Here is a 23,829-nt window from a genome sequence, read left to right on the forward strand (position 1 = left end):
CGGGCAAACCCGTCACCGACGGCGGCGGTAGCGGTACCGCGCACACCCGGCCATGATGGGAGAAGACAACCATTCCTCTCGTCAGGAGCGTGGCATGACTCGTCCGGTACGCATCGGTGTTCAACTCCAACCCCAGCACGCACCCGATTACGGGTTGATACGCGACGCCGTCTTGCGGTCCGAGGACGCCGGGGTGGACATCGTCTTCAACTGGGACCACTTCTACCCGTTGACCGGCGATCCCGACGGCGCACACTTCGAATGCTGGACCATGCTCGGCGCCTGGGCCGAGCAGACCGAACGCGTCGAGATCGGCGCCCTGGTCACCGGTGGTGGCTACCGCAATCCGGATCTGCTGGCCGACATGGCGCGAACCGTCGACCACATCAGCGGTGGGCGCCTGATCCTCGGTATCGGTGCCGGCTGGTTCGAGAAGGACTACGACCAGTTCGGATACGACTTCGGCACTCCCGGTTCACGGCTGAAACTGCTTGGCGAATACCTCCCCCGCATCACGGGCCGCCTGGCGAAGGGCAACCCGCCGCCGACGCGCAACATCCCGGTCCTCATCGGCGGTGGCGGCGAGAAGAAGACCCTGCGCTTGGTCGCCGAGTACGCCGACGTCTGGCACAGCTTCGGCGACCGTGAGACACACCTGCGCAAGTCAGACATCCTCTCCGACCACTGCGCCGACGTGGGCCGGAACCCGCTGGAAGTAGAGCACTCGGTTCCGTGGCCTGGGCTCGAAAATGCAGCCGACCTGGTCGCCGACGGTGTCTCACTCTTCACCGTCGGCGTCAGCGGACCGGACTACGACCTCACGACGCTTGCCGAGGCCATCGGTTGGCGCGACGACAACACGCCGCCTGCGTTGAGCGGGCTGGCCTGAGCGGTACCAAGGACTTCGTCGTTGTCGGCGCCGAGAACGGGCGGCGCCGACGTCAGACGTGGCCTCTGGCCGGAGAAGTTGACCGGAAAGGCCACTTGCTTCAACGGTCCGAGCGTCGGATGGTCGACGGTTCCGACCATGCCGAGCGCGGCGGTGTGGGGATCGGAGTAGATCTCGTCGAGATGCCGGATCGGTGAGACCGGTACGGCGCGTTCGGCGAGAAGAGCGCACCAGTGTTCGACGGTCTCCGATGCGAAGGCGCTGGTGAGTTCTCGTTCCAGACTCTCGCGGTTCTCCACCCTGTCGCGGTTGCGGGCAAAACGCGGATCGGTGACCAGTTCACTCCTTCCGATGGCCTCGCACAGCGACGCCCACATCGCGTCGTTGCCGACAGCGACGACGAAGTACCCGTCGCTGGCAGGAAATGCTTGATACGGAGCAAGATTCGGATGACCGGAGCCCAACGCAGTCGGGCGCTCACCGGTGGCGAAGTAACTGGTCGCCCAGTTCACGTGCATCGCGAGTTGGCACTCGTACAGCGACGTGGTCACGTACTGTCCGCGTCCGGTCCGGCCTCGTTCGACCAACGCGGCCAGGACACCGACCAGTCCGAAAAGCGCTGCGCCCAAGTCTCCCAACGCAAACCCGGATTTCATCGGAGCACCACCCGGTTCACCGGTGAGCGACATGAGCCCACCCGCGGCCTGCGCGATCATGTCGTACCCCGGTTCGTCGCGCAGCGGTCCTTCTTCACCGAAGGCAGAGATGTGCAGGGTGATCAGATGCGGGTATCGCTCGGACAGCGCCTGGTAGTCGAAGATCTTCTGTAATCCGCTGCCCGGCTTGAAGTTCTCCACGACCACATCGGTCTCTTCGAGCATGCGGTGGATGATCTCCTGTCCTTCGGTGGACTTGAGGTCGATCGTGACCGACTTCTTGCCGCGGTTGATCGCGAGGTAGTAGGCGGCATCTACGCCGACGAAGGGAGGCCCCCACGAACGCGTGGGGTCGCCGCCTTCAGGGTGTTCGATCTTGGTGACGTCGGCTCCGAGATCGGCAAGCGACATGGTTGCGTACGGCCCGGCAAGGATCTTCGACAGATCGAGCACGCGGACACCAGCCAAGGGTGTGGGTCCTGTTGGAGAATTCACCGCTGACCTCCTGCTACGGAGAGGAACTCGGCAATGACGTCACGTGCATCATCCAGCTCGACGTCACCGCCGTCGGTTATCACGTCGAGATCGCCGAGCGCGGCCGACGGCACCTTCCCGGCAAGACCGGCCAGGTAGGAATTCGCCACCAGCAGCGACCGGTACCCATTACCGTGTCGGATGCCGTGGTCCGCAAGATCGAAAAGCAGCGTCGCCATGACGGCACGAGCCAACTCGTCGGCATACTTTGCGCTGGCGGCCTGGGCGGCATCGTCAGATCCGGAGATCAGACGATCTCCTTCCTCTACCAGTTCCTCCCAGCGCCGCAACAGAACTCCGGCACCGGCCTCGCACTCCGGTCCGACGGTGGACAGGATGTCCGTCATCGCTCCCGCGACGGTGCGGTGCGAGCCGAACTTGCGTAGGCACCGAAGTACGTCCAGCGCAATGACATTGCTCGACCCTTCCCAGATCGAGCCCAAGTGGGCATCCCGCACTAGTCGCGCGTTGGCCCATTCCTCGATGTAGCCGTTTCCTCCGCGCACCTCCATGGCCTCGCCGGTGACCACCCGCGCGCGTTTGCAGGCAAAGTGTTTGGCGATCGGTGTCAGTACCCTGATCAGTGCGCGCGCCTGTTCGTCGCCGCCGTCTGCTGCCTGAAGACACTGTGCGCTGTACGCGACCAGGGCCAGCGAAGCCTCGGCATCGAGTGCAAGGGGAAGAAGTGTCGCCCGCATCAGCGGCTGGTCGAAGAGCCTCTTACCGAACACGACTCGGCTCTTCGAATGTTCGACGGCTTCACGGACTGCTCGGCGCATGAGAGCGCTCGAACGCATCGCATTGGAGAGGCGAGACGTGTTGACCATCTCCGCCATCTGGCGGAACCCTCGATCGAGTTCACCGACCTGGAGTGCGTACGCGCGGTTCAGCGTCACCTCGCCGCTCGGCATTGAACGCGTACCCAGCTTGTCCTTGAGACGATCGATCGTGAGGTTGTTGCGCTCGCCGGATCCCAAGGTCTTGGGCACCATGAACATTCCGACTCCACGCGTCGAACCATCCTGTCCGCCCGGGAATCTTGCGAGGGTGATGATCACATCGGCATCCGGGTTGGAGGCGAACCACTTCTTGCCCGTCAGAACCCATCCGTCACCGTCGCGCTCGGCGCGTGTTTCGGTGCAGGCGATGTCGGTGCCTGCCTGAATCTCGGTCATGAACATCGCACCCGTCTTCGCCTGCTCGGGGTCCGTCGACGTCAACGCGTCGATCCAGGGCGAGAACACGGCCGGATCACCGAACATACGCAGGGTCCGCGCAGCAGCATCTGTCATCGACACCGGGCAGGCCAGCCCGAACTCTGCCTGCACGAAGATGTACGACGCGAGATACTTCGCGAGTGGCGGATGCACGGAGTCCCATCCGTGCAACCCTTTTCGGTGCGACATGGCGGACAGGCCGTACTCGTTGTACGCCGCCCGGCACAGTTCCAGGTAGGCCGGGTGATAGGAAATCCGGTCGACGCGGTCACCGGCCTTGTCGAATTGCTGCAGCACCGGCGGGTTCTTGTCCGCGATGTCGGCAAGCTCGGACAAACGGCCGGCGGCATCTCGGCCCAGTCGGTCGAGCAATCCGTTCAACGTCTCTCGGTCCGCCCCGGCGGTCCATCTGTCCACTACCGCTGTCAGAGCGGGGTCGGTGTGTGCAAAGTTCATCAGTGGTCAACGCCTTTCAGGGTGGAAACATCGGTCATGTTCGAGGCGCTCGTCGAATCCGGCCCTTGCGCGTGCAGCGCACTCCTGCGCAGCAAAGCAGTCATACAGATAAGGGAGAGAACGACATACACGAGCCCTAGAGCTACGACCGGCCAGATCGAGTTGGTTCGCGTCAGCAGATACTGGCTGACCATCGGGGCCGTTCCGGCAAAAACGGCGGTCGACAATTGGTACGACAGAGAGATGCCGGTATACCGAACATTGGTGGGGAAAACCTGCGCCAGAATGCCGGCCAACGCGGCGTAATACATTGCGTGAGGCGCCGTCGCGAGGACCATCCCCAGAATCGCCAAGGGCACGGAGCCCGTCTGAACCAGCACGAACATCAGTGGTAGGAGCACGATCTCCGGAAGCAGCATCCAACGGACCGCTTTCGACGGATCGATCCGCGTGGCCAGCACAGCGCCGAAAGGCTGTACGAGCGCCTGGGCTACCAGTGCCACGGTGATCACGAGGAGGAAGTCACTGCGCTCGAAGCCGAGATCCGTTGTCGCCCATGAGAGCGCAAAAGTTGTCTTGACGTACGTGATGGCAACACCGGCAACCACAGCGCCGACGCCGAGAGCAAGTTCGACGGGATGCGACCGCAACACTTCGACCAGCGGCATCCGTGTACGCTCCTGTGCCGCAACAGCCTTCTTCATCTCGGGCGTCTCGGAGATGTGCAACCGGATGTAGAGAGCGACGATCACCAAAGCTGCGGATCCGAGGAACGGCAGACGCCAACCCCACGACTCGAACACGGAATCCGACATCAACGTCAGGCCGAGGAAGGCCAGCGTCGCGAGCAGGTTGCCGACCGGTGAACCCTGCTGCGCAAACGCACCGTAGAGCACCTTTTTCTTCGGGGGAGCGAACTCGGTGGCGATCAATACGGCGCCACCCCATTCGCCGCCCATGGCAATGCCCTGGAGAACACGCAGTGCCACAAGCAGTATCGGTGCCCAGATCCCGATCTGGGAGTACGTAGGGAGGAGACCGACACCGACAGTTCCCAACCCCATGAGCGCGAGGGTGATGATCACGGCGTTCTTGCGACCGAACTTGTCTCCGAAATGACCGAACACCACTCCGCCGACCGGACGAGCCACGAATCCCACGGCAAAAGTCGCGAAGGCTGCGAGTGTCCCCACCGCCGGCGACGCATCCGGGAAGAACAGCGGGCCGAGCACCAAGGCGGATGCGGTTCCGTAGATGTAGAAGTCGAACCATTCGATGGTCGTTCCGACAAACGCCGTCATTCCGGCCTTGCGTGCCTGTTTGGTGTTGTATTCAGGCGGATTGGTGTCTTGACCTGGGTTTTGATCCACGGTTCTCCCTGATTCTCGCGTCGGGCATCACCAAGGGATGCAATGTGAGGCGTGAATCACTATCGTCCGAAATCCATGTAGAGTCCAAGACTTAGTTCGACTCATTTATGTGGGAGAACCACATAATGAAGACCGGGAGGAGCGACATGGAACTGCGTCAGCTGCGCGCGTTTCTCGCAGTCGCCGACGAACTTCATTTCGGCCGGGCCGCCGAGCGACTCCACATCGGGCAGTCCCCGCTCAGCCAGACCATTCGGGCGCTCGAGCGCGAACTCGGCACCGACCTGTTTGTCCGGACCACCAGATCAGTGCAATTGACCGCAGCCGGCGAAGCCTTGGTCACGCCCGCACGAATCATCGAAGCGCAGATCGCCGTGGTACGAGAAATCGCATCGGCCGCGTCGACTGGCGAGACGGGCCGTGTCACAGTGGGTTTCGGCGGAACAGGCGGCTACACCGTCCTGTCGGCCCTCACACGGTCCTTGGCCGACTCCCATCCGGGAATCGAACTGGAACTACGGCCGCAGATGTACTCGGGTGAGGTGCTCGACGCTCTCCGACGCGGAGCACTGGACATGGGCATAGTCGGCCTGCCCATTCCGCGCGGATTCGAGACACACACGGTGCGGGAGGAAACCTTGATGGTCGCGGTTCCTGCCAGGCATCACCTCGGTGCGCATGACTCGGTGTCACCGGAAGACCTGGCAACCGAGCGATTCGTGATGTATCCCGCCGAGCACGGCTCGGTGGTCCGCGATGCGACGTTGTCCGTTTGTGCCACAGCAGGTTTCACGCCCACCGTCGCGCACGAAGCCCCCGATCCGTACAGCCTGTTGGCCATGGTCGGAGCGGGGGTCGGGATCGCCGTCGTCGTGGAGTCGACGGCGCATCTGTCCATGGACGGGGTCGTGTACCTGCCGATCGCCGGGGCCACGCCCACGCTGAAAATCGCGATGGCATGGCGACCGAACAATCCGACGCCGGCAGTACACACCGTCACCAGGGTACTGAGGGAGCAGCCTTAGGCTCTCGCGAGAATTCCGGCGAAATCTGTTCCCACAGGCAGAGTTCCGTACTCGTGACCACGGTCGGCACCGAGGCGAGCGGCAATGAACGCATCGGACGAGGCGGCCGGGGAGTGGCGCACCATGAGCGAAGCCTGCAGCGCCAACGCCATAGCCTCGACGACGGTCCGAGCGCGGAGCTGAGCGTCGGCGGGTGCCATCGTGGCGAGCTCACCGAGTTGGCGTCGTACCCGATCGAGGTGCTGATCGAGGACCGGGTTGTTGCCGCGGGCGAGGTTGATCTCGTGGTCGAAGGCGGCAACGGAGTCGGGTTCACGGGTCATCGCGCGCAGGACGTCGAGCGCGATGACGTTGCCCGACCCCTCCCACACGGCCATGACGGGCTGCTCACGGTAGCGACGGGCAAGAGGGAAGTCCTCGGTGTAACCGTTGCCGCCCAGGCACTCGAGGGCTTCGTAGGAGTGGTGCGGGCCGCGCTTGCAGATCCAGTACTTCGCAACAGCCGTCGCGAGTCGGCGGAACGCCTTTTCCTGCTCATTCGCGTCCTCGTCCTGCGCACGGGCCAATCGCAGTGCGGTGATGGTCGCGGCCTCGGATTCGAGAGCCAGATCGGCAAGCACCGAGGTCATCGCCGGCTGATCTGCCAGGACGGCACCGAAAGCGCTGCGGTGCCGTGCATGCCACACCGCTTCGGCGACCGACTGACGCATACCTGCCGTGCTGCCGAGGATGCAGTCGAGTCGCGTCTGGGACACCATTTCGATGATGGTCCGCACGCCACGACCCGGTTCGCCGATCATGGTGCCGACGGTGCCGTCGAGTTCGATCTCGGACGACGCGTTGGACTTGTTGCCCAGCTTGTTCTTCAGACGCTGGATACGGAAGACGTTGCGTGTGCCGTCAGGCAGGATGCGGGGGAGAAGGAAGCAGGAAAGTCCCTCGCCGGCAGCACCTTCGGCCTGAGCGAGAACCAGGAAGGCGTCAGACATCGGCGCGGAGCAGAACCACTTGTGTCCGGTGAGGAGGTAGTCCGCACCCGGGCCGCCACGTCCGGCCGGCTTGGCGATGGTCGTGTTGGCTCGCACGTCGGAGCCACCCTGCTTTTCCGTCATCGACATTCCGAAGATCGCGGATGCCTTTCCGGGAGCATCCAACTCGGGGGTGTAACTCCGAGAAAGGGCACGCGGGGTCCAGATGGCGGCTACATCGGGTTGCAGCTCGAGCGAGGGGATCACAGCGTGCGTCATGGAGATCGGGCACGCGTGGCCCGGTTCGACCTGGGAGAAGAGCATGAATGCCGCGGCCCGAGCCACGTTGGCACCCGGCTTCGGGTCAGCCCAGGCAGAGGTGTGAGCACCGTGCGCAACGGCGGCAGAGATGATCCGGTGATACGACGGATGGTATTCGACCTCGTCGATGCGGTTTCCCCAGCGATCGAAGGTCTTCAATTCGGGGATCACCGTGTTGGCCAGCTCGGCGTCGTGCTGGAACCCGGCACTGCCGACCAGTTCACCGATATCGGTGAGTTCACTGGTGGCCCAATCGGCGTCGTGACGCGCGACGCCTTCGGCCAGGACCGTATCGAGCAGGAACTCGTTGACGTCCGTGCGCGGTACCGACTGGTTGAGCACTGCATGGGTGCGATGCGGAGCCGGGTGGGTGACGGTCTTCTCGGAAATATCAGTCATGACAGGCCTTTCAGCTCGCTGCGCGGATGAGGTGCTTCTGGATCTTGCCGGTCGGTGTACGCGGAAGAATCGTCGCGAACACCACTTCACGCGGAATCTTGTAGCGCGCCAACTTGTCCGAGAGGTAGTCCTTGATGTCGTCGGCGCTGATGACATCCGGTTCACGCCAGACGACGTGCGCGACGACGGTCTCGCCCCATTCTTCGTTGGGTTTTCCGACAACGGCGACGTCGACGACGTCCGGGTGGCCGGAGATCACGTCCTCGACCTCCTTGGAGTAGACGTTCTCACCGCCCGTGATGATCATGTCCTTCGCGCGGTCGACGATGAAGAGGTAACTGTCCGCATCCTTGCGCGCCAGATCGCCGGTGCGATACCAACCGCCGTCGGCAAATGCAGCCTTCGTGGCAGCGGGGTCGTCGAGGTACCCCTGCATGACGGTGTCGGCGCGCAGCCAGATCTCACCGATCTGATCGGGCTCCGCGTCGGTGCCGTCATCGGCAACCAGGCGCAGGTCGACGCCGGCCAGCGCGACGCGGCCGATCGAGCCCGCCTTGCTCAACTGCTCTTCGGGGTACAGCACGGTGCCCACTGGCCCGGTCTCGGTCATGCCGTAGACCTGTCGGAATTCGGTGGTGCCGTACGACTCCACCAGTCGCCGAGCGACATCCGCGCCGATCGGTCCCCCGCCGTACAACCACGCACGAACGCTTCCGAGGTTGTAGTCGGCAAAGTTCGGCACGAGGTTGAGTGCAGTGGTGTAGATGACCGGCGGGCCGAAGCAGAGGGTAATGCGTTGTTCCTGAACTGTTTCCAGGAATTTGACGGGATGGTACTCGCGCAGCAGCACGACGGTTCCGCCCATGTAGAGCGTGGACATGAACCAGTTGTTGAGCGGGGAAGCGTGCCAGATCGGGACGGCCATGAGCAGTCGCTCGTCCCGAGTCGTCGACACGGCGAGGGCCGCGGTGACGGCAACACCGACGACGTTGCGGTGGCTGTGGACGCAGCCCTTGGGCGAGCCGGTAGTCCCCGAGGTGTAGAGGATTTCGGCCGGATCGTTCTCGTCGATGTCGATACCGTCAACGCCGTCCTGGCGGGTGATGGCGTCGTCGAAGAAGTCGAAACCGTCTGCGACAGAGTCCGTGCTGATCAGCTTGGCCGTTGTCTCCAGTCGACCGACAACCGGCGCCAACTCACCGTCGAAGACGCACACCGACACCTTCGCGTGTCCCAGCACGTAGGCAACTTCCGGAGTCTGCATCTTGTGATTGATGGGGACCACGACGGCGCCCAAGCGCCAGGCACCGAGCATCGCGTACACGAATCCCGGAGTGTTGTAACACATCAGCGCGACGCGGTCGCCCGGCTGCACGCCCAGCGACTGCAAATAGCCTGCGGCGCGTCGACTTCCGTCCTGAACCTGGGAGTACGTGTGATCGTGACCGTCGAATATCAGGAAGGGTTTGTCCGGGGTCTTGGTGACGTTGCTGTCGAATACGCGAACGATATTCATCGAAGTCCTTGTCGGAGAATCACGCTCGAAGAGAGTTCAATCCATCGAGCTGTTGAGTACGGCGTCGGGTATCTGGAGGGTGGCGAAGATGACGGCAACCGCCTCCTCGAGGGAGTAGCCGAAGCTCTCGCCGGTGGCAGTCTTCTGAATGACGAGGCCGAAGATCGCAGACCAGAAGGCCTTGGACTCGACGTCGATGCCCGCGCGCAGCTGCCAGCCGGTGCGGATCAAGGTACGGAGGAGGGCGGTTTCGCCCGAGGAATGCAGAGTGCGAAGCGTCTCGGAGATCAGGTCGCGGAGTTCACCACGACGACCCGTCATCATCATCGCTTCCACGAACAGTTCGACACTGGGAGCGCCCGAGCCGAGGAGTGATCCGACCAGCTTCTTGGTGTAGTCGCCCACGGTGTCGGCGTCGGCGGCATCGACCTCGGCACGCTTGCCTGCGCGCAGAACGGCCGCGCACGCCACCTCGACGAAGAGCTTCTCTTTTGAGCCGTAGTAGTAGGTCACCTGGTTGGGATGGGCGCCGGCGGCCGTGCAGATCTGCGCGATGGAGACGCTGTCGCCGTGCTCGAGGAACAGCTCGGTTGCGGCGTTGAACAGCGCCATGCGCGTCTGCTTGCCCGACTCACGCGTCGCGCGCGCTGCGGGAACTGCCTCGGTGGCCATCACGAACTCCTACTTGTTTGTACGACAAACAATAACTCGGCGTTGTTTGTATGGCAAACAATTTCTTCCCGACGCGATGACATGTCGACTTCTATCGACATGTCTGATGTGCGGGATTACTCTCTGAACATCGAGCACCCGAGAACTTCGGCTTTTCTGCGAGGAGGCGCCCTGCAATGCTCGCGCGATCCGGCTTCTCCCTGCCCACACGCACGACTCTCACGGGCGACTGGGCAGATTTGTTGCGCGAGCATTTTGTCGCGCTCGACGTATCCGATATCGGAGACGGCGATCGATTCAGCGGGGCCGTCCACTCGGCCCAACTCGCACACGTTCGGGTATCCGCAGTTCAATCGATGGAACAACGAATAGTCCGTAGCAACAGCCTCATCAAAAGCGACGGCGCGGACTATCTGCAGATCGGGATGATCCGCCGCGGTAGCGCGGTAGTGCGCCAAGACGACCGCGAATGCGTCCTGCGACGTGGCGACTACGTCCTGTACGACACCACGCGCCCCTTCGATTGGCAGATCGAGGGACACGCACACGACGGCATCTGGGGACTCGAGGTGTTCACCTGGCCACGGTCGTACCTGTCGCTCAGCGACGCGGAGGTCACGAGCCTGACCGCCATCGCCTTCGACGGACACGCGGGCCTGAGTGGCCTGCTCGGTCGCTTTCTTCACGATCTTGCCTCCGTCCGCATGACGTCCGACGCAAGCGGAGACGAAGAGGAAGTCGTCAACGAGATCGGCAACCTGGTCAAGTCCGTTCTTCACACAACTGCGCGACCGATCACCTCGCGGCGAACCAGCCTCTACGAATCCGCCCTGTCGGTCATAGACGCCCGCATCGCAGACCCGGCCCTGTCTCCGGTGGACATCGCGGGATCGGTCAAAGTCTCCATTCGGCAGTTGCACCGAGCCTTCGCCGAACACGGCACGACGGTGTCACGGTCGATTCGCAGCCGTCGACTCGACGGTTGCCGTCGTGAGATCGTGCAACGACACGGAGTAGAGCGGTCGCTGACCCAGATTTCTCACCGCTGGGGATTCACCGACCTGGCCGCCTTCAGTCGAGCCTTCAAGGCGGAATTCGGGATCAGCCCGCGGCGGTACCGGTCGCAAGCAGCGGCCCCCACAAGTACTACCCGCTGATCTGTAACATCTTCGGACACTTACCCATTGAACATGGTGTTCAAAATTTTCTGTCGCCGAAGCGTATCCACAATTCTTGGCACGGTAGGCCAAGCATCGGGCGCTGACGGCCAAGTTTGCTCGGCTGAGCGGGCGTAGATTTTCGGCACGGCGTTGCCAAGTGCCAGGCACCCGATTCGACCACCTACATCACAGGGAGCACTCATGGAATCTGCAATCGGCGAACACCTTCAATGCCCGCGCACTCTGACCAGGCGGGTCCCGGATACCTATTCGCCACCGTTTCCCATGTGGGTCGGGCGCGCAGACGACACATTGCACCAGGTCGTGATGGGCTATCTCGGCGTGCAGTTCCGCGGCGAGGATCAGCGCCCGGCAGCACTGCGGGCGATGCGGGATATCGTCGCCGGCTTCGACTTGCCGGACGGACCGGCACACCACGATCTCACCCATCACATCGACAACCAGGGCTACGAGAACCTGATCGTGGTCGGTTACTGGAAAGATGTTTCTTCCCAACATCGTTGGAGCACATCACCTCCAGTGTCCTCCTGGTGGGAGTCCGAAGACCGCCTGTCGGACGGATTGGGGTTCTTCCGCGAGATCGTGGCACCGAGAGCCGAACAATTCGAAACGCTCTACGCGTTCCAAGACGACCTCCCCGGGGTGGGAGCCGTCATGGACGGTGTCAGCGGCGAAATCAACGAGCACGGCTACTGGGGTTCGATGCGCGAGCGGTTTCCGATCTCCCAAACCGACTGGATGCAGGCCTCGGGCGAACTGCGGGTCGTCGCCGGTGACCCCGCCGTAGGTGGACGCGTAGTAGTGCGGGGACACGACAACATCGCACTGATCAGGTCCGGGCAGGACTGGGCCGACGCGGAAGCAGACGAACGCAGCCTCTACCTGGACGAAATCCTGCCCACTCTTCAATCGGGCATGGACTTCCTCCGCGACAACGGCCCGGCCGTCGGGTGCTACAGCAACCGATTCGTACGCAATATCGACATCGACGGAAACTTCCTCGACCTGAGCTACAACATCGGCCACTGGGCCTCCCTCGACCAACTCGAACGGTGGTCGGAATCCCACCCGACCCATCTACGGATCTTCACGACGTTCTTCCGGGTGGCCGAGGGCCTGTCGAAATTGCGTCTCTACCATGAGGTCTCGGTATTCGATGCCGCCGATCAGCTCTACGAGTACATCAATTGCCATCCCGGGACCGGAATGCTGCGCGACGCGGTGATCACCGCCGAGCACTGACCGAAGTCACCGGCAATCTTCGGCCACATTCTTTCCCTCGGAGGCAACTCGAGATATGTTGACGGGTGTCGACATATCTCAGTAGAGACCATCGAGGAAGCGCGGACAGCAGACAGTGACTACTCAACGAAACGAAGAGTTGGCGTTTGCTGTGCTGGCCGACCAAGTGCGTCGACAGATTCTCGACACGCTGGCTACCCACGGCGAGTGCAACGCGGGCTTCATCAGCGATCAAATTTCGACGGTCGGTCGCACCACGGTATCCACACATCTCAAGGCGCTGCGGTTGTCCGGAGTGATCGTCGAACGGCGTCAAGGACGTCATCGCCTGTTCTCGATAGATCCATCGGGGCCCGCCAACGATGCACTCCAGTTCCTGCGCGACGTCCTCGGGCGAGCGCTGGAAGCAGGTTCGAACGCCTCCGAGTTGCCGACCACTGCGACTGAGGATTCAGACGTCGCATCGGTGCGTCGCCGAGCGTGAGGCCCTGTTGAGCCCCAGCACCTATTTCAGGCAGGAAGTAGAACGTGCCAGGTCTCTCCGTAACGGCACAGATCGTGACGACCGACCCACCAGGGTCAGCCTTCGAGCGCCTCGAAACGGGGCAACTGCTCGAACTCGAATGTGAGCAACTGACGGTCGGGGCCGCTGCCGCCATCTCCCTTCCCGTCGGCGACGGCGCACGCGCAGATCCAGTCGGAATGCCGATCACGCTGTTGGGATACGTCGCCGGCGTGAAGCGGGGCCGATCGGTCGTGATCGTGCACCACCAACCGTGGCGCGGCCGCCTGACGATCCGGTTCTTTCCCGACGGCGCCGGGACCCGGATCGTTCTCGAGTCCAGCCTCGATCAGGACGGCATTTCCTGGCTTGCCAACAAGCGCGGATTCGCTCCACCCGAACCTCCGCGTTCCGACCGACATCGGATCGGGCTGCTGGTCAGCAAATCCGGCCCGGCAGCTGTATTCGCCCAGGCGACAGAAACACTCGCAGCCCTGGCCGTGGAAGAAATCAATGCCGACGGCGGCATCGGCGGCGTTCTCGTCGACTTGGTGATCGGCGATGACGCTTCCGACTCGGCGGCCGGAGCGGCGACCGCACTGCGATTGGTGAAAAGCGGATGTCGCGCCGTTTTCGCGTGCGTGACATCGTCGACCTTCAATGCCGCTGCATCTGCAATGCAGAACACCGGTGTGCTGTTGGTGCACACAGTTCTCAACGAGGGAGGTCGATCGCGTCCGGGAGTCCTTCGATTGGGTGAGCGACCACTCGACCAGACGCGAGCAGGTATACCCGCAATGATGTCCGAGACCGGTTCTCGCACTTGGTTCCTGGTCGGCCAGCAGTATTCGTGGTCGTTCGGAGCGCATTGGGCGGCCCGGCGTGTGATCGCCGAATCCACAGGTTCGGTGGCCGGCGAAGTCTACGTACCGTTGGGGACAACCGACTTCTCACGCATCATCGAGTCGATAGCCGACTCCGGGGCCGAACTGATTCTTTCCACCCTGGTGGGCCATGACGAGGTCTTCTTCGAACGACAATGCGCCCAGCACGGACTGCGGGCCACCACGCGGACGTTTGCATTGGTCCTCGACGAGGCCACTCAGCAGCTCATCGGCAATTCCGATGCTGACGGAGTCTGGGCGGCATTCGGCTACTTTCAATCCGCAGCCGGCGATCACGACCTCGAAAAGCGATACAGCGCGAGCTCGAACGAACTCCTGCCTCCGCTCAGTTCCCTGTCGGAGACAACGTACGAAGCGATCGTCGCTTACGCACGCGCAGTCGAACGAACGTCCGCAGGCGATCCGGAAACAGTACTTCGGCAGCTTGTCACGACGTCGAAAAGCTCTACGAACAACGGCGTTCCACTGCATCGACCGATTCTGCTCGCTGAATCACGCCGTGGGCGCCTGTACCCCCGTTCTCTCTGAGCGCGCGTAACCCGAACTTAACGAGTCAATATGTCGATACCTATTGACGCAATTATGGATCCGGCCCTAGTCTGAAAGACAAGTGAAGCCGATCACATCAGGAGCACACTTCTCATGGCGACAATCCGACCTGACGACAATGCAATAGACACCGCCGCAAGGCATTACGGCATCACTCTCGACCAGTCAGCCCGGCTCGAGTGGCCGGCACTGATCGACGGAGCACTGGGCTCCTACGACGTCGTCGACCAGTTGTACGCCGACGAGGCAACCCCGCCGACCACGTCACGTGAGCACACGGTGCCAACAGCGAGCGAAAATCCTTTGAGCGCTTGGTATGTGACCACAAGCATCCCGCCGACGTCGGACGGCGTCCTGACCGGCCGACGCGTGGCGATCAAGGACAACGTGACCGTGGCCGGAGTTCCGATGATGAACGGGTCTCGGACAGTAGAGGGGTTCACTCCGTCTCGCGACGCGACTGTGGTCACTCGACTACTGGCGGCCGGTGCAACCGTCGCGGGCAAAGCTGTGTGTGAGGACCTGTGTTTCTCCGGTTCGAGCTTCACACCGGCAAGCGGACCGGTCCGCAATCCATGGGACCCACAGCGTGAAGCAGGTGGATCATCCGGTGGCAGTGCGGCTCTCGTCGCAAACGGTGACGTCGATTTTGCCATCGGCGGGGATCAGGGCGGATCGATCCGGATCCCGGCGGCATTCTGCGGCGTCGTCGGACACAAGCCGACGTTCGGGCTCGTCCCGTATACCGGTGCATTTCCCATCGAGCGAACAATCGACCATCTCGGCCCGATCACACGCACGGTCCACGATGCCGCACTGATGCTCTCGGTCATCGCCGGTCGCGACGGTAACGACCCACGCCAAGCCGACAGCGTCGAAGCAGGTGACTATCTGTCCACCCTCGACTCCGATGTGGATGGTCTGCGAATCGGGATCGTTCGAGAAGGTTTCGGGCACGCGGTCTCACAGCCCGAGGTCGACGACGCAGTCCGCGAAGCGGCACACAGTCTGGCCGAAATCGGTTGCACGGTAGAGGAAGTAAACATTCCGTGGCACCTACATGCTTTCCACATCTGGAACGTGATCGCCACGGACGGTGGTGCCTACCAAATGTTGGACGGCAACGGATACGGCATGAACGCCGAAGGTTTGTACGATCCGGAACTGATGGCACACTTTGCTTCTCGACGCCTTCAGCACGCCGACGCTCTGTCCGAAACCGTCAAACTGGTGGCCCTGACCGGCCACCACGGCATCACCACCCTCGGCGGCGCGAGCTACGGCAAAGCCCGGAACCTCGTACCGCTCGCCCGCGCCGCCTACGACACTGCCTTGAGACAATTCGACGTCCTGGTGATGCCCACACTGCCCTACGTCGCATCCGAATTGCCGGCGAACGACGTGGATCGTGCAACCTTCATCACGAAGGCTCTCGGGATGATCGCCAACACAGCACCATTCGACGTGACCGGACACCCGTCCCTGTCCGTTCCCGCCGGCCTGGTGAACGGGCTTCCGGTCGGAATGATGATCACCGGCAAGACCTTCGACGATGCGACGGTCCTCCGGGTCGGGCGCGCATTCGAAAAGCTTCGCGGCGCGTTTCCGACGCCTGCCGACCACATCTCCGACTCTGCACCACAACTCAGCCTCACCTAGTTCTGTATCCGCACTTGCACAACAAATTCCACCGATTCACACATGATCAGCCCGCATAGAAAAGGTGAACCAGATGTCAGTAACGATCGACCACACAACGGAGAACGCCGCACCGGCCCAGGCGCCGGTCTCCGACCGGGCGTGGGCACTGTTCCGCGCACTCGACGGTAAGGGATTGGTACCCGACGGTTACGTCGAAGGATGGAAGAAAACCTTCGAGGAGGACTTCAGTCCAAGGCGCGGAGCGGAATTGGTCGCGCGGGCGTGGACCGACCCCGAGTTCCGGCAACTGCTTCTCACCGACGGTACCGCCGCGGTTGCCCAGTACGGATACCTGGGCCCCCAGGGCGAGTACATCGTGGCAGTCGAAGACACCCCGACCCTCAAGAACGTGATCGTGTGCTCGTTGTGTTCATGCACCGCGTGGCCCATTCTCGGCCTGCCCCCTACCTGGTACAAGAGTTTCGAATACCGTGCGCGAGTGGTGCGTGAGCCACGGAAGGTTCTCTCCGAGATGGGAACCGAGATCGCGTCGGACGTCGAGATCCGCGTCTACGACACCACCGCCGAAACTCGCTACATGGTTCTCCCGCAACGTCCAGCAGGCACCGAAGGCTGGAGCCAGGAACAGCTTCAAGAGATCGTCACCAAGGACTGCCTGATCGGCGTCGCAGTCCCGCAGGTCCCCACCGTCTGATCACCCCGACAAGAGAGAAGCACACCATGGATGGAGTACACGATCTTGCCGGAGTTCAAGGCTTCGGCAAAGTCCCGCATACCGTCAACGCCGACATCGGCCCCACCTTCCACGCCGAGTGGGAACACCTGCCGTACAGCCTGATGTTCGCCGGTGTCGCCGAACTCGGGGCATTCAGCGTCGACGAAGTTCGATACGTCGTCGAGCGGATGGAACCACGCCACTACATGATGACCCCGTACTACGAGAGGTACGTCATCGGCGTCGCGACACTGATGGTCGAAAAGGGAATCCTGACGCAGGAGGAACTCGAAAGCCTTGCAGGGGGACCGTTCCCACTGTCGCGGCCCAGCGAATCCGAAGGGCGGCCGGCACCCGTCGAGACGACCACCTTCGAAATCGGTCAGCGAGTACGCGTGCGCGACGAGTACGTTCCGGGGCATATTCGAATGCCTGCGTACTGCCGCGGACGAGTGGGAACCATCTCTCATCGAACTAGCGAGAAGTGGCCGTTTCCCGACGCAATCGGCCACGGGCGCAACGACGCCGGCGAAGAACCGACGTACCACGTGAAGTTCGCCGCCGAGGAATTGTTCGGTAGCGACACCGACGGCGGCAGCGTCGTAGTCGACCTTTTCGAGGGTTACCTCGAGCCTGCGGCCTGATCGTCCAACATTCCGGGCGGCGGTCACGCGATCACAGCGTTTCGCGTGACCGCCGCCTGATCACAGCAATTCTCTCATTCGGAAGGACACTGGAAATCATGGTCGACACACGACTTCCGGTCACGGTGCTGTCAGGTTTCCTGGGCGCCGGGAAGACGACACTACTCAACGAGATCCTGCGAAATCGAGAGGGTCGGCGGGTCGCGGTGATCGTCAACGACATGAGCGAAATCAACATCGACAGTGCAGAAGTCGAGCGTGAGATCTCGCTCAGTCGCTCCGAAGAGAAACTGGTCGAGATGACCAACGGCTGCATCTGCTGCACCCTGCGAGAGGATCTTCTCTCCGAGATCAGTGCCTTGGCCGCCGATGGCCGATTCGACTACCTACTCATCGAATCTTCGGGCATCTCCGAACCGCTGCCCGTCGCAGAGACGTTCACATTCATCGATACCGACGGCCACGCCCTCGCCGACGTCGCCCGACTCGACACCATGGTCACCGTCGTCGACGGCCACAGTTTTCTGCGCGACTACACGGCTGGTGGCCGCGTCGAAGCCGATGCCCCGGAAGACGAACGAGACATCGCGGATCTGCTTGTCGATCAGATCGAATTTGCCGACGTCATCCTGGTTAGCAAGGCCGATCTCGTCTCGCACCAGCACCTGGTCGAATTGACCGCAGTCCTGCGCTCTTTGAACGCATCCGCTGCGATAGTTCCGATGACGCTCGGTCGCATCCCACTCGACACGATTCTCGACACCGGTTTGTTCTCGCTCGAAAAGGCTGCACAGGCCCCCGGATGGTTACAAGAACTCCAAGGTGAACACATCCCCGAAACCGAAGAGTACGGAATCAGTTCGGTGGTGTACCGCGAGCGCGCACCCTTCCACCCCCAACGGCTGCATGATTTCCTCAGCAGCGAGTGGACCAACGGAAAGTTACTTCGGGCCAAGGGCTACTACTGGAATGCCGGCCGGTTCACCGAGATCGGGAGTATTTCTCAGGCCGGTCATCTCATTCGCCACGGATACGTCGGCCGTTGGTGGAAGTTTCTACCCCGTGACGAGTGGCCGGCCGACGATTACCGTCGTGACGGAATCCTCGACAAATGGGAAGAACCCGTCGGAGACTGCCGACAAGAACTCGTCTTCATCGGCCAAGCCATCGACCCGTCTCGACTGCACCGAGAACTCGACGCGTGTCTACTCACCACAGCCGAGATCGAACTCGGGCCAGACGTGTGGACCACCTGGAGCGACCCCCTGGGCGTCGGCTATACCGACCAGACCGTTTGATATTGGTCCGGTTTGCCGTAAGTTGTGCGCAATGGGGGTATCACGCAACCGAACTCGGGCGTTGTTGATCGTCGCGGCGATCGCAGCCGGGACCGTGGCCGCAGCTACGCCGGCGGGGGCCACCTGGACAGTCGCGCCGATGTGCGGCGGGTGGCGGGTCGAAACCGTAGCGCAAGGGTTGGAACAGCTCGAAAACCTCGAGCCCGATGACAACGGCGGGTTCTACCTCTCCGGCGAGTCGAAGATCTATCACGTCGACGCCGCAGGACAGGTACGAACTGTCCTCGACGACATGGCTGCCCCTGGCGGTTTGCAACTCGACGGTTCGAGGCTGTCCTTCCTCACCCGACAGGACGGCAAGCTGTGGCACCTGGACACCTCGACGGATCAGCTGTCCGCACCCGTCGACTTCGCGGGCAACGGCCTGCTCCGGCTTCCCGACGGCGATCTGCTGACCACGTGGGTCGGAACAGAAGGAGGTCCGCCAAAGGGCGTCTCGCGCTATCTGCACGACTCCGGAGCCGTCGTGCCCAATTGGTCGACAGTGCCGCGTTCGGAGGGACTCGCGCTCAGTCCGGATCATCGAGCCGTGTACACCGATGACCTGTTCACCGGTCAGATCATTCGAGTGCCCTTGGATACCCCTGACGCGTGGACAGTTGTAGCGACGGTCCCGAGCCTGATACCCGGCCTCGACGATCTGACCATGTCGCAGGATGGAATGCTCTACGCCGCTGCTCACGTCGAAGGCTCGATCTATCGCGTACACCCTGAAACCGGCACTTCCTGCGTCGTCGCTTCGGGTCTGTCGAATGGGTGGAACGGGCCGAGTTCAGTACGTATAGGACAGGACGGCGACGGCTGGGCGCTCTACGTCACCGGCTTCGACGGAACGCTGCGTCGCCTGGTACCTCCGTCGGGCGTCGAACTCGCACCCGTCCGCTGATGCCGATCTCTTCGGCACGAGATTCCCCGACCTGGCGATACTTAAAATCACGCTGATTTGAAGGCATGCCCGCAGCGCAACGGCCCCTTGTCCGAAAACTGTCAACAGTTCTACACGGAGAAATGGCTACCCTTAGGTTTACGCTGCACGCATGTTTTCTTCCGTCGCAGCGAAGATCCGCCTGGTGGTGGCACTGCTCCTCACTGCCCTCCTGGCGCTGACTCTGTCATCGTGCTCGAGTGGCTCGGATTCGTCGGCAGCCCCCACAGACCTGTGTGCACCTCCAGGAGTGGGAGCTGCAACCGCGGCGCCCACCAATCTGGACGCGGCAGCGGGTGCGGGCGCCGAAGACCGCTACACCACGGCCACCGTCACCCCGGTCGATCAGATCGACACCTCGAAGCTGAATCTGATCAAACCCGGGGTCATCACGGTCGGCACGCTCGGTGACGCGCCCCCGAGCATCTGCGTCAACTCCGAGAATCAGTACACCGGATACGACAACGAGCTGCTGAAGGCCGTCGCGGACAAGCTGGGCCTGAAGGTCGAGTTCGTCGGCACCGAGTTCGCCGGGCTTCTCGCCCAGGTTGCCGGTCGACGCTTCGACGTCGGCTCGTCGTCCATCACCACCACGGACGACCGTCGCAACACCGTCGGCTTCACCAACGGTTACGACTTCGGATACTTCTCCCTCGTCGTGCCTAACGGCAGCCCGATCACCGGCTTCGGAGACCTGGATGCCTCCAAGCGCATCGGCGTCGTGCAGGGAACCGTGCAGGACGACTACGTCGTGAACACGCTCAAGCTCGATCCCGTGAAGTTTCCCGACTACGCCACGGCGTACGCGAACCTCAAGTCCGGACAGATCGACGCCTGGGTAGCTCCGTCTCAGCAGGCCGAAGGTGCAATCGCTCCCGGTGATCCGACCTCGATCATCCAGAACACCTTCTCGGTCAACAACTTCGTCGGTTGGGCGGTGAACAAGGAAAACCAGCCGCTGATCGACGCCCTCAACTCCGGCCTCGACGCAGTCATCGACGACGGAACCTGGTCTCAGCTGTACGCCGACTGGGTACCGCGCCAACTCCCTGAAGGCTGGAAGCCCGGATCCAAGGCCGCGGCCACTCCAGAACTGCCCGACTTCGCAGCCATTGCCGCGGAAAACGCAGCAAACGGCGACGGTGGCGATACCGCGTCGTACCAACCGAAGTCGACGCTCGAACAGCTCAAGGACACGTTCTTCGACTGGGATCTGTACAAGAAGGCATTCCCCGATCTCCTCAAGACCGGTCTTCCCAACACCCTGATCCTTGCGCTCGCGTCCGGCATCATCGGCACGATCCTCGGCATGCTGCTCGCTGTCGCCGGTATCTCGCGCACCCGTTGGCTGCGCTGGCCGGCCCGCGTCTACACCGACATCTTCCGTGGCCTGCCCGCAGTCGTCATCATCTTGATCATCGGGCTCGGCGTCGGACCGATCGTCAAGGGAATCACCGGTAGCAATCCGTACTGGCTCGGTGTCGCGGCACTGTCACTGCTCGCGTCGGCATACATCGGTGAGATCTTCAGATCCGGAATCCAGAGCGTCGAGTCCGGGCAGCTCGAGGCTTCACGTGCCCTCGGTTTCAGCTACCGAAAGTCCATGTCGCTGGTCGTCATCCCGCAGGGTGTACGACGCGTTCTGCCGGCGTTGATGAACCAGTTCATCTCGCTGATCAAGGACTCGTCGCTGATCTACTTCCTCGGTCTCCTCGTCACCCAGCGGGAACTCTTTGCCGTCGGACGTGATCTCAACGCCCAGACCGGCAGCCTGTCCCCGCTCGTTGCGGCAGGCTTGTTCTACCTTGCTCTGACCATCCCGCTGACGCACCTCGTCAACTACATCGACAACCGACTCCGGACCGGACGCGCCGACACTTCAGGCACGTTGGATCCGCTCGAGCAGGCCATCGTCGTGGAAAGGGGCTGAGGACATGACCACCAGCTCTGAACTGAAGTCCGTATCGCTCACCGGCAAGGACCTGCATCTGTCCTTCGGCACCAACAAGGTGCTTCGCGGCGTCAACCTGCACGTCGACGCCGGAAACACCGTCACCGTCATCGGGCCCTCCGGTTCGGGCAAGTCGACGCTCCTGCGCGTGCTGAACCGTCTGCACGAGCCCGAGCAGGGTGACGTGCTGCTCGACGGGAAGTCCGTCCTGAAGGACAACCCCGACGAGCTACGCCAGCGGATCGGCATGGTGTTCCAGCACTTCAACCTGTTCCCACACAAGACCGTCGCCGAGAACATCGCACTCGGGCCGAACAAGCTCAAGGGTTTGTCGAAGGAGCAAGCTCGGGCGCTCGCGCTCGAGCAGCTGGATCTGGTGGGGCTCAGGGAGAAGGCCGACTCGCGGCCCGGCAACCTTTCGGGTGGTCAGCAGCAGCGCGTCGCCATTGCCCGCGCCCTGGCGATGAAGCCCGAGGTCATGTTCTTCGACGAGGCGACGTCAGCTCTCGACCCCGAACTGGTCAAGGGTGTTCTGGCATTGATGGCCGATCTCGCGAAGTCCGGCATGACTATGGTCGTCGTGACGCACGAAATGGGTTTCGCGCGTTCCGTTTCCGACAAGGTGCTGTTCATGGATCGCGGTGCCGTTGTCGAAACCGGTACTCCGGAACAGCTTTTCGACGATCCCGAAACAGATCGACTGCAAGCGTTCCTCTCACAGGTTCTCTGACTCAGGGGCGCTTGCAGGAGATCGACGGGCGTTGATCCTGGACGCCTGAAGCATCAGATGGTCGCGTTCGGCGAGGTTGGATGCCTTGTGCGCTGCATCGGCATACAACCTCGCCGCCGACTCGAGGTCTCCGTCGCGTTCACGCAGATAGGCCTCGACTGCGGCATGGCGTGGAAGTGAATCGTCCAGCGCTGCAAGAGCTGCCAATCCGGCGCGTGGTCCGTCTGCCTCGCCGACGGCCACCGCTCGGTTGAGCCGGACGATCGGGCTGTCGGTCAAGGCTGCGAGTTCGTCGTACCACTCCACGATCTGCACCCAGTCGGTCTCGTCTGCTGTGAAAGCGTCGGCATGGAGTGCGGCAATGGCGGCCTGGGCCTGGAACTCACCGAGCCGGTCGCGGGCGAGAGCTGACTGGAGGATTGCGACTCCTTCGGCAATCGAATCGGTGTCCCACCGGCTGCGATCCTGCTCGGCTAGCGGAACCAGACTGCCGTCCGCGGCAGTTCGCGCGGCTCGACGAGCGTGATGGAGCAGCATCAGTGCGAGCAACCCTGCGACTTCGGGGTGATCGATCGCGGCCGCCAACTGCCGGGTGAGCCGGATGGCCTCGGCAGCCAGGTCGACGTCGCCGGAGTACCCCTCGTTGAAGACCAGATAAAGGACACGCAGGACGGTGGCGACATCGCCGGGTTGCTCGAACCGGACGCCGGAGACCGTGCGCTTGGCTCGGCTGATGCGCTGAGCCATAGTCGCCTCGGGCACCAGGTAGGCCTGCGCAATCTGGCGGGTGGTCAGCCCGCCGACAGCGCGCAGCGTGAGTGCGACGGCGGACGACGGCGTCAACGACGGGTGCGCGCACAGAAAGTAGAGCTGGAGTGTGTCGTCCACGCCCGAGCAGAGCGTCCTGCACGGCGTCCTCGGCCGACGCGAAATCTGCTCCGCGGCGGACGAGGATGCCGAGCACGCTCGGAGTCAGACTCCGAAGCAGGGCGTCGTCCATGACAGGTTTCAGTCCGTGATGGTCGGCGGCTCGGTCAGGAACGGGCGCAGTTCGAGCCATTCGTGAATCGGCTTCCCGCCTGCGCCGGGCGCGGCCGAGAGCTCGCCGGCCAATTGGACGGCACGGTCGTAGTTGTCGACGTCGATCACCATCCAGCCGGCAATGAGGTCCTTGGTTTCCGCGAACGGACCGTCGGTGACCGGGGGGCGACCCTCACCGTCGTATCGGACAAAGGTGCCCTCAGGAGCGAGAGCCTGACCGTCGACGAACTCGCCCGCCTTCTCGAGCCGATCCGCGAAGTCCTGCATGTACTTCACGTGGGCAGTGATCTCGTCCGGCGTCCACTGGTCCATCGGCACGTCGTTGACTGCAGCCGGAGCGCCGCGGTAGTGCTTGAGCAGCAAGTACTTGGCCATCGTGAATCTCCTCTGTGTCGGTGCCA

Annotated in this window: 20 protein-coding genes and 1 pseudogene; 13 read left to right on the plus strand and 8 right to left on the minus strand. The window is 62.5% G+C overall.

Going from position 1 to position 23,829, the window contains the following annotated elements; genetic code table 11:
- Nucleotides 1-94 precede the first annotated feature (94 nt).
- A complete protein-coding gene (locus YH3_RS01300; protein ID WP_030537640.1) occupies nucleotides 95-889 on the plus strand; it encodes an LLM class F420-dependent oxidoreductase in 795 nt (264 codons plus the stop codon).
- Here YH3_RS01300 and YH3_RS01305 read toward each other — a convergent pair.
- The 3 genes from YH3_RS01305 to YH3_RS01315 are packed head-to-tail and all read right to left on the minus strand — an operon-like array spanning nucleotide 811 to nucleotide 5,122.
- On the minus strand, nucleotides 811-2,040 hold the full coding sequence (locus tag YH3_RS01305) for a CaiB/BaiF CoA-transferase family protein (protein ID WP_007735232.1): 1,230 nt from the start codon (nucleotides 2,038-2,040) through the stop codon (nucleotides 811-813). The two genes, YH3_RS01300 and YH3_RS01305, sit on opposite strands and share 79 nt — an antisense overlap.
- A complete protein-coding gene (locus YH3_RS01310; RefSeq protein WP_007735234.1) occupies nucleotides 2,037-3,752 on the minus strand; it encodes an acyl-CoA dehydrogenase family protein in 1,716 nt (571 codons plus the stop codon). The genes YH3_RS01305 and YH3_RS01310 overlap by 4 nt, the downstream gene beginning before the upstream one ends.
- Nucleotides 3,752-5,122: an MFS transporter gene (locus YH3_RS01315; RefSeq protein WP_007735236.1), complete on the minus strand. Its 1,371-nt coding sequence runs from the start codon at nucleotides 5,120-5,122 to the stop codon at nucleotides 3,752-3,754. The genes YH3_RS01310 and YH3_RS01315 overlap by 1 nt, the downstream gene beginning before the upstream one ends.
- 146 nt (nucleotides 5,123-5,268) lie before the next feature.
- On the opposite strand from YH3_RS01315, the gene YH3_RS01320 reads away from it, so the two are divergent.
- Nucleotides 5,269-6,147, plus strand: coding sequence for a LysR family transcriptional regulator (locus YH3_RS01320; RefSeq protein WP_003946037.1), 879 nt, complete (start codon nucleotides 5,269-5,271; stop codon nucleotides 6,145-6,147).
- Here the strand turns inward: YH3_RS01320 and YH3_RS01325 are convergent.
- From YH3_RS01325 to YH3_RS01335, 3 genes are read right to left on the minus strand one after another with little or no spacing between them, the layout of a single operon-like run.
- The gene (locus YH3_RS01325; protein ID WP_064113064.1) at nucleotides 6,144-7,835 is read right to left on the minus strand and encodes an acyl-CoA dehydrogenase family protein; all 1,692 of its coding nucleotides are present in this window, start codon (nucleotides 7,833-7,835) and stop codon (nucleotides 6,144-6,146) included. The genes YH3_RS01320 and YH3_RS01325 overlap by 4 nt on opposite strands.
- Before the next feature lie 10 nt (nucleotides 7,836-7,845).
- Complete coding sequence (locus YH3_RS01330; protein WP_064442862.1) at nucleotides 7,846-9,351, minus strand: class I adenylate-forming enzyme family protein; 1,506 nt, start codon at nucleotides 9,349-9,351, stop codon at nucleotides 7,846-7,848.
- Between the two features lie 36 nt (nucleotides 9,352-9,387).
- Nucleotides 9,388-10,023 carry a TetR/AcrR family transcriptional regulator C-terminal domain-containing protein gene (locus YH3_RS01335; protein ID WP_054828109.1) on the minus strand — a complete coding sequence of 212 codons (636 nt, stop codon included), beginning with the start codon at nucleotides 10,021-10,023 and terminating at the stop codon, nucleotides 9,388-9,390.
- A 176-nt stretch (nucleotides 10,024-10,199) separates the two neighbouring features.
- Here YH3_RS01335 and YH3_RS01340 point away from each other — a divergent pair, with 176 nt between their 5' ends.
- From YH3_RS01340 to YH3_RS01390, 11 genes are all read left to right on the plus strand, one after another.
- Nucleotides 10,200-11,180, plus strand: coding sequence for a helix-turn-helix domain-containing protein (locus YH3_RS01340; RefSeq protein ID WP_047270147.1), 981 nt, complete (start codon nucleotides 10,200-10,202; stop codon nucleotides 11,178-11,180).
- Between the two features lie 204 nt (nucleotides 11,181-11,384).
- Nucleotides 11,385-12,446, plus strand: a complete 1,062-nt coding sequence (locus YH3_RS01345) for a phenylacetaldoxime dehydratase family protein (RefSeq protein ID WP_064442863.1) — start codon at nucleotides 11,385-11,387, stop codon at nucleotides 12,444-12,446.
- 115 nt (nucleotides 12,447-12,561) lie between these two features.
- Nucleotides 12,562-12,930 (plus strand): helix-turn-helix transcriptional regulator, encoded by a 369-nt coding sequence (locus YH3_RS01350; RefSeq protein WP_003946030.1) that lies wholly within the window; start codon nucleotides 12,562-12,564, stop codon nucleotides 12,928-12,930.
- 44 nt (nucleotides 12,931-12,974) lie between these two features.
- A complete protein-coding gene (locus YH3_RS01355; RefSeq protein ID WP_064442864.1) occupies nucleotides 12,975-14,381 on the plus strand; it encodes a substrate-binding protein in 1,407 nt (468 codons plus the stop codon).
- A gap of 114 nt (nucleotides 14,382-14,495) precedes the next feature.
- On the plus strand, nucleotides 14,496-16,061 hold the full coding sequence (locus YH3_RS01360; protein WP_064442865.1) for an amidase: 1,566 nt from the start codon (nucleotides 14,496-14,498) through the stop codon (nucleotides 16,059-16,061).
- A 73-nt stretch (nucleotides 16,062-16,134) separates the two neighbouring features.
- Complete coding sequence (gene nthA, locus YH3_RS01365; RefSeq protein WP_042450854.1) at nucleotides 16,135-16,758, plus strand: nitrile hydratase subunit alpha; 624 nt, start codon at nucleotides 16,135-16,137, stop codon at nucleotides 16,756-16,758.
- Between the two features lie 26 nt (nucleotides 16,759-16,784).
- Complete coding sequence (gene nthB, locus YH3_RS01370; protein ID WP_042450645.1) at nucleotides 16,785-17,423, plus strand: nitrile hydratase subunit beta; 639 nt, start codon at nucleotides 16,785-16,787, stop codon at nucleotides 17,421-17,423.
- 98 nt (nucleotides 17,424-17,521) lie between these two features.
- Entirely contained in the window at nucleotides 17,522-18,721 is a 1,200-nt protein-coding gene (gene zigA / locus YH3_RS01375; RefSeq protein WP_050655935.1) for a zinc metallochaperone GTPase ZigA, read from the plus strand.
- A gap of 31 nt (nucleotides 18,722-18,752) precedes the next feature.
- On the plus strand, nucleotides 18,753-19,667 hold the full coding sequence (locus YH3_RS01380; protein WP_064442866.1) for an SMP-30/gluconolactonase/LRE family protein: 915 nt from the start codon (nucleotides 18,753-18,755) through the stop codon (nucleotides 19,665-19,667).
- A 151-nt stretch (nucleotides 19,668-19,818) separates the two neighbouring features.
- The gene (locus tag YH3_RS01385; RefSeq protein WP_003946057.1) at nucleotides 19,819-21,636 is read left to right on the plus strand and encodes an ABC transporter substrate-binding protein/permease; all 1,818 of its coding nucleotides are present in this window, start codon (nucleotides 19,819-19,821) and stop codon (nucleotides 21,634-21,636) included.
- A 4-nt stretch (nucleotides 21,637-21,640) separates the two neighbouring features.
- Entirely contained in the window at nucleotides 21,641-22,387 is a 747-nt protein-coding gene (locus YH3_RS01390) for an amino acid ABC transporter ATP-binding protein (protein ID WP_003946070.1), read from the plus strand.
- On the opposite strand, the pseudogene YH3_RS01395 reads toward YH3_RS01390, so the two are convergent.
- Together YH3_RS01395 and YH3_RS01400 are read right to left on the minus strand one after the other, a co-directional pair.
- Nucleotides 22,373-23,387: pseudogene (locus tag YH3_RS01395) on the minus strand (RNA polymerase sigma factor). The gene YH3_RS01390 and the pseudogene YH3_RS01395 sit on opposite strands and share 15 nt — an antisense overlap.
- A gap of 8 nt (nucleotides 23,388-23,395) precedes the next feature.
- Complete coding sequence (locus YH3_RS01400) at nucleotides 23,396-23,803, minus strand: YciI family protein (RefSeq protein WP_003945999.1); 408 nt, start codon at nucleotides 23,801-23,803, stop codon at nucleotides 23,396-23,398.
- Between the last annotated feature and the right edge of the window lie 26 nt (nucleotides 23,804-23,829).

It is taken from the genome of Rhodococcus sp. YH3-3 (assembly GCF_001653035.1).
GTDB classification, from domain to species: Bacteria; Actinomycetota; Actinomycetes; order Mycobacteriales; family Mycobacteriaceae; genus Rhodococcus_F; species Rhodococcus_F qingshengii.

Coding starts and splice junctions, on each gene's coding strand:
- YH3_RS01325 (WP_064113064.1), bottom strand. CDS start 7,835: ATGACTGATATTTCCGAGAAGACCGTCACCCACCCGGCTCCGCATCGC.
- YH3_RS01300 (WP_030537640.1), top strand. CDS start 95: ATGACTCGTCCGGTACGCATCGGTGTTCAACTCCAACCCCAGCACGCA.
- YH3_RS01330 (WP_064442862.1), bottom strand. CDS start 9,351: ATGAATATCGTTCGCGTATTCGACAGCAACGTCACCAAGACCCCGGAC.
- YH3_RS01335 (WP_054828109.1), bottom strand. CDS start 10,023: ATGGCCACCGAGGCAGTTCCCGCAGCGCGCGCGACGCGTGAGTCGGGC.
- nthA (WP_042450854.1), top strand. CDS start 16,135: ATGTCAGTAACGATCGACCACACAACGGAGAACGCCGCACCGGCCCAG.
- zigA (WP_050655935.1), top strand. CDS start 17,522: ATGGTCGACACACGACTTCCGGTCACGGTGCTGTCAGGTTTCCTGGGC.
- YH3_RS01320 (WP_003946037.1), top strand. CDS start 5,269: ATGGAACTGCGTCAGCTGCGCGCGTTTCTCGCAGTCGCCGACGAACTT.
- YH3_RS01400 (WP_003945999.1), bottom strand. CDS start 23,803: ATGGCCAAGTACTTGCTGCTCAAGCACTACCGCGGCGCTCCGGCTGCA.
- YH3_RS01390 (WP_003946070.1), top strand. CDS start 21,641: ATGACCACCAGCTCTGAACTGAAGTCCGTATCGCTCACCGGCAAGGAC.
- nthB (WP_042450645.1), top strand. CDS start 16,785: ATGGATGGAGTACACGATCTTGCCGGAGTTCAAGGCTTCGGCAAAGTC.
- YH3_RS01380 (WP_064442866.1), top strand. CDS start 18,753: ATGGGGGTATCACGCAACCGAACTCGGGCGTTGTTGATCGTCGCGGCG.
- YH3_RS01385 (WP_003946057.1), top strand. CDS start 19,819: ATGTTTTCTTCCGTCGCAGCGAAGATCCGCCTGGTGGTGGCACTGCTC.
- YH3_RS01340 (WP_047270147.1), top strand. CDS start 10,200: ATGCTCGCGCGATCCGGCTTCTCCCTGCCCACACGCACGACTCTCACG.
- YH3_RS01345 (WP_064442863.1), top strand. CDS start 11,385: ATGGAATCTGCAATCGGCGAACACCTTCAATGCCCGCGCACTCTGACC.
- YH3_RS01360 (WP_064442865.1), top strand. CDS start 14,496: ATGGCGACAATCCGACCTGACGACAATGCAATAGACACCGCCGCAAGG.
- YH3_RS01310 (WP_007735234.1), bottom strand. CDS start 3,752: ATGAACTTTGCACACACCGACCCCGCTCTGACAGCGGTAGTGGACAGA.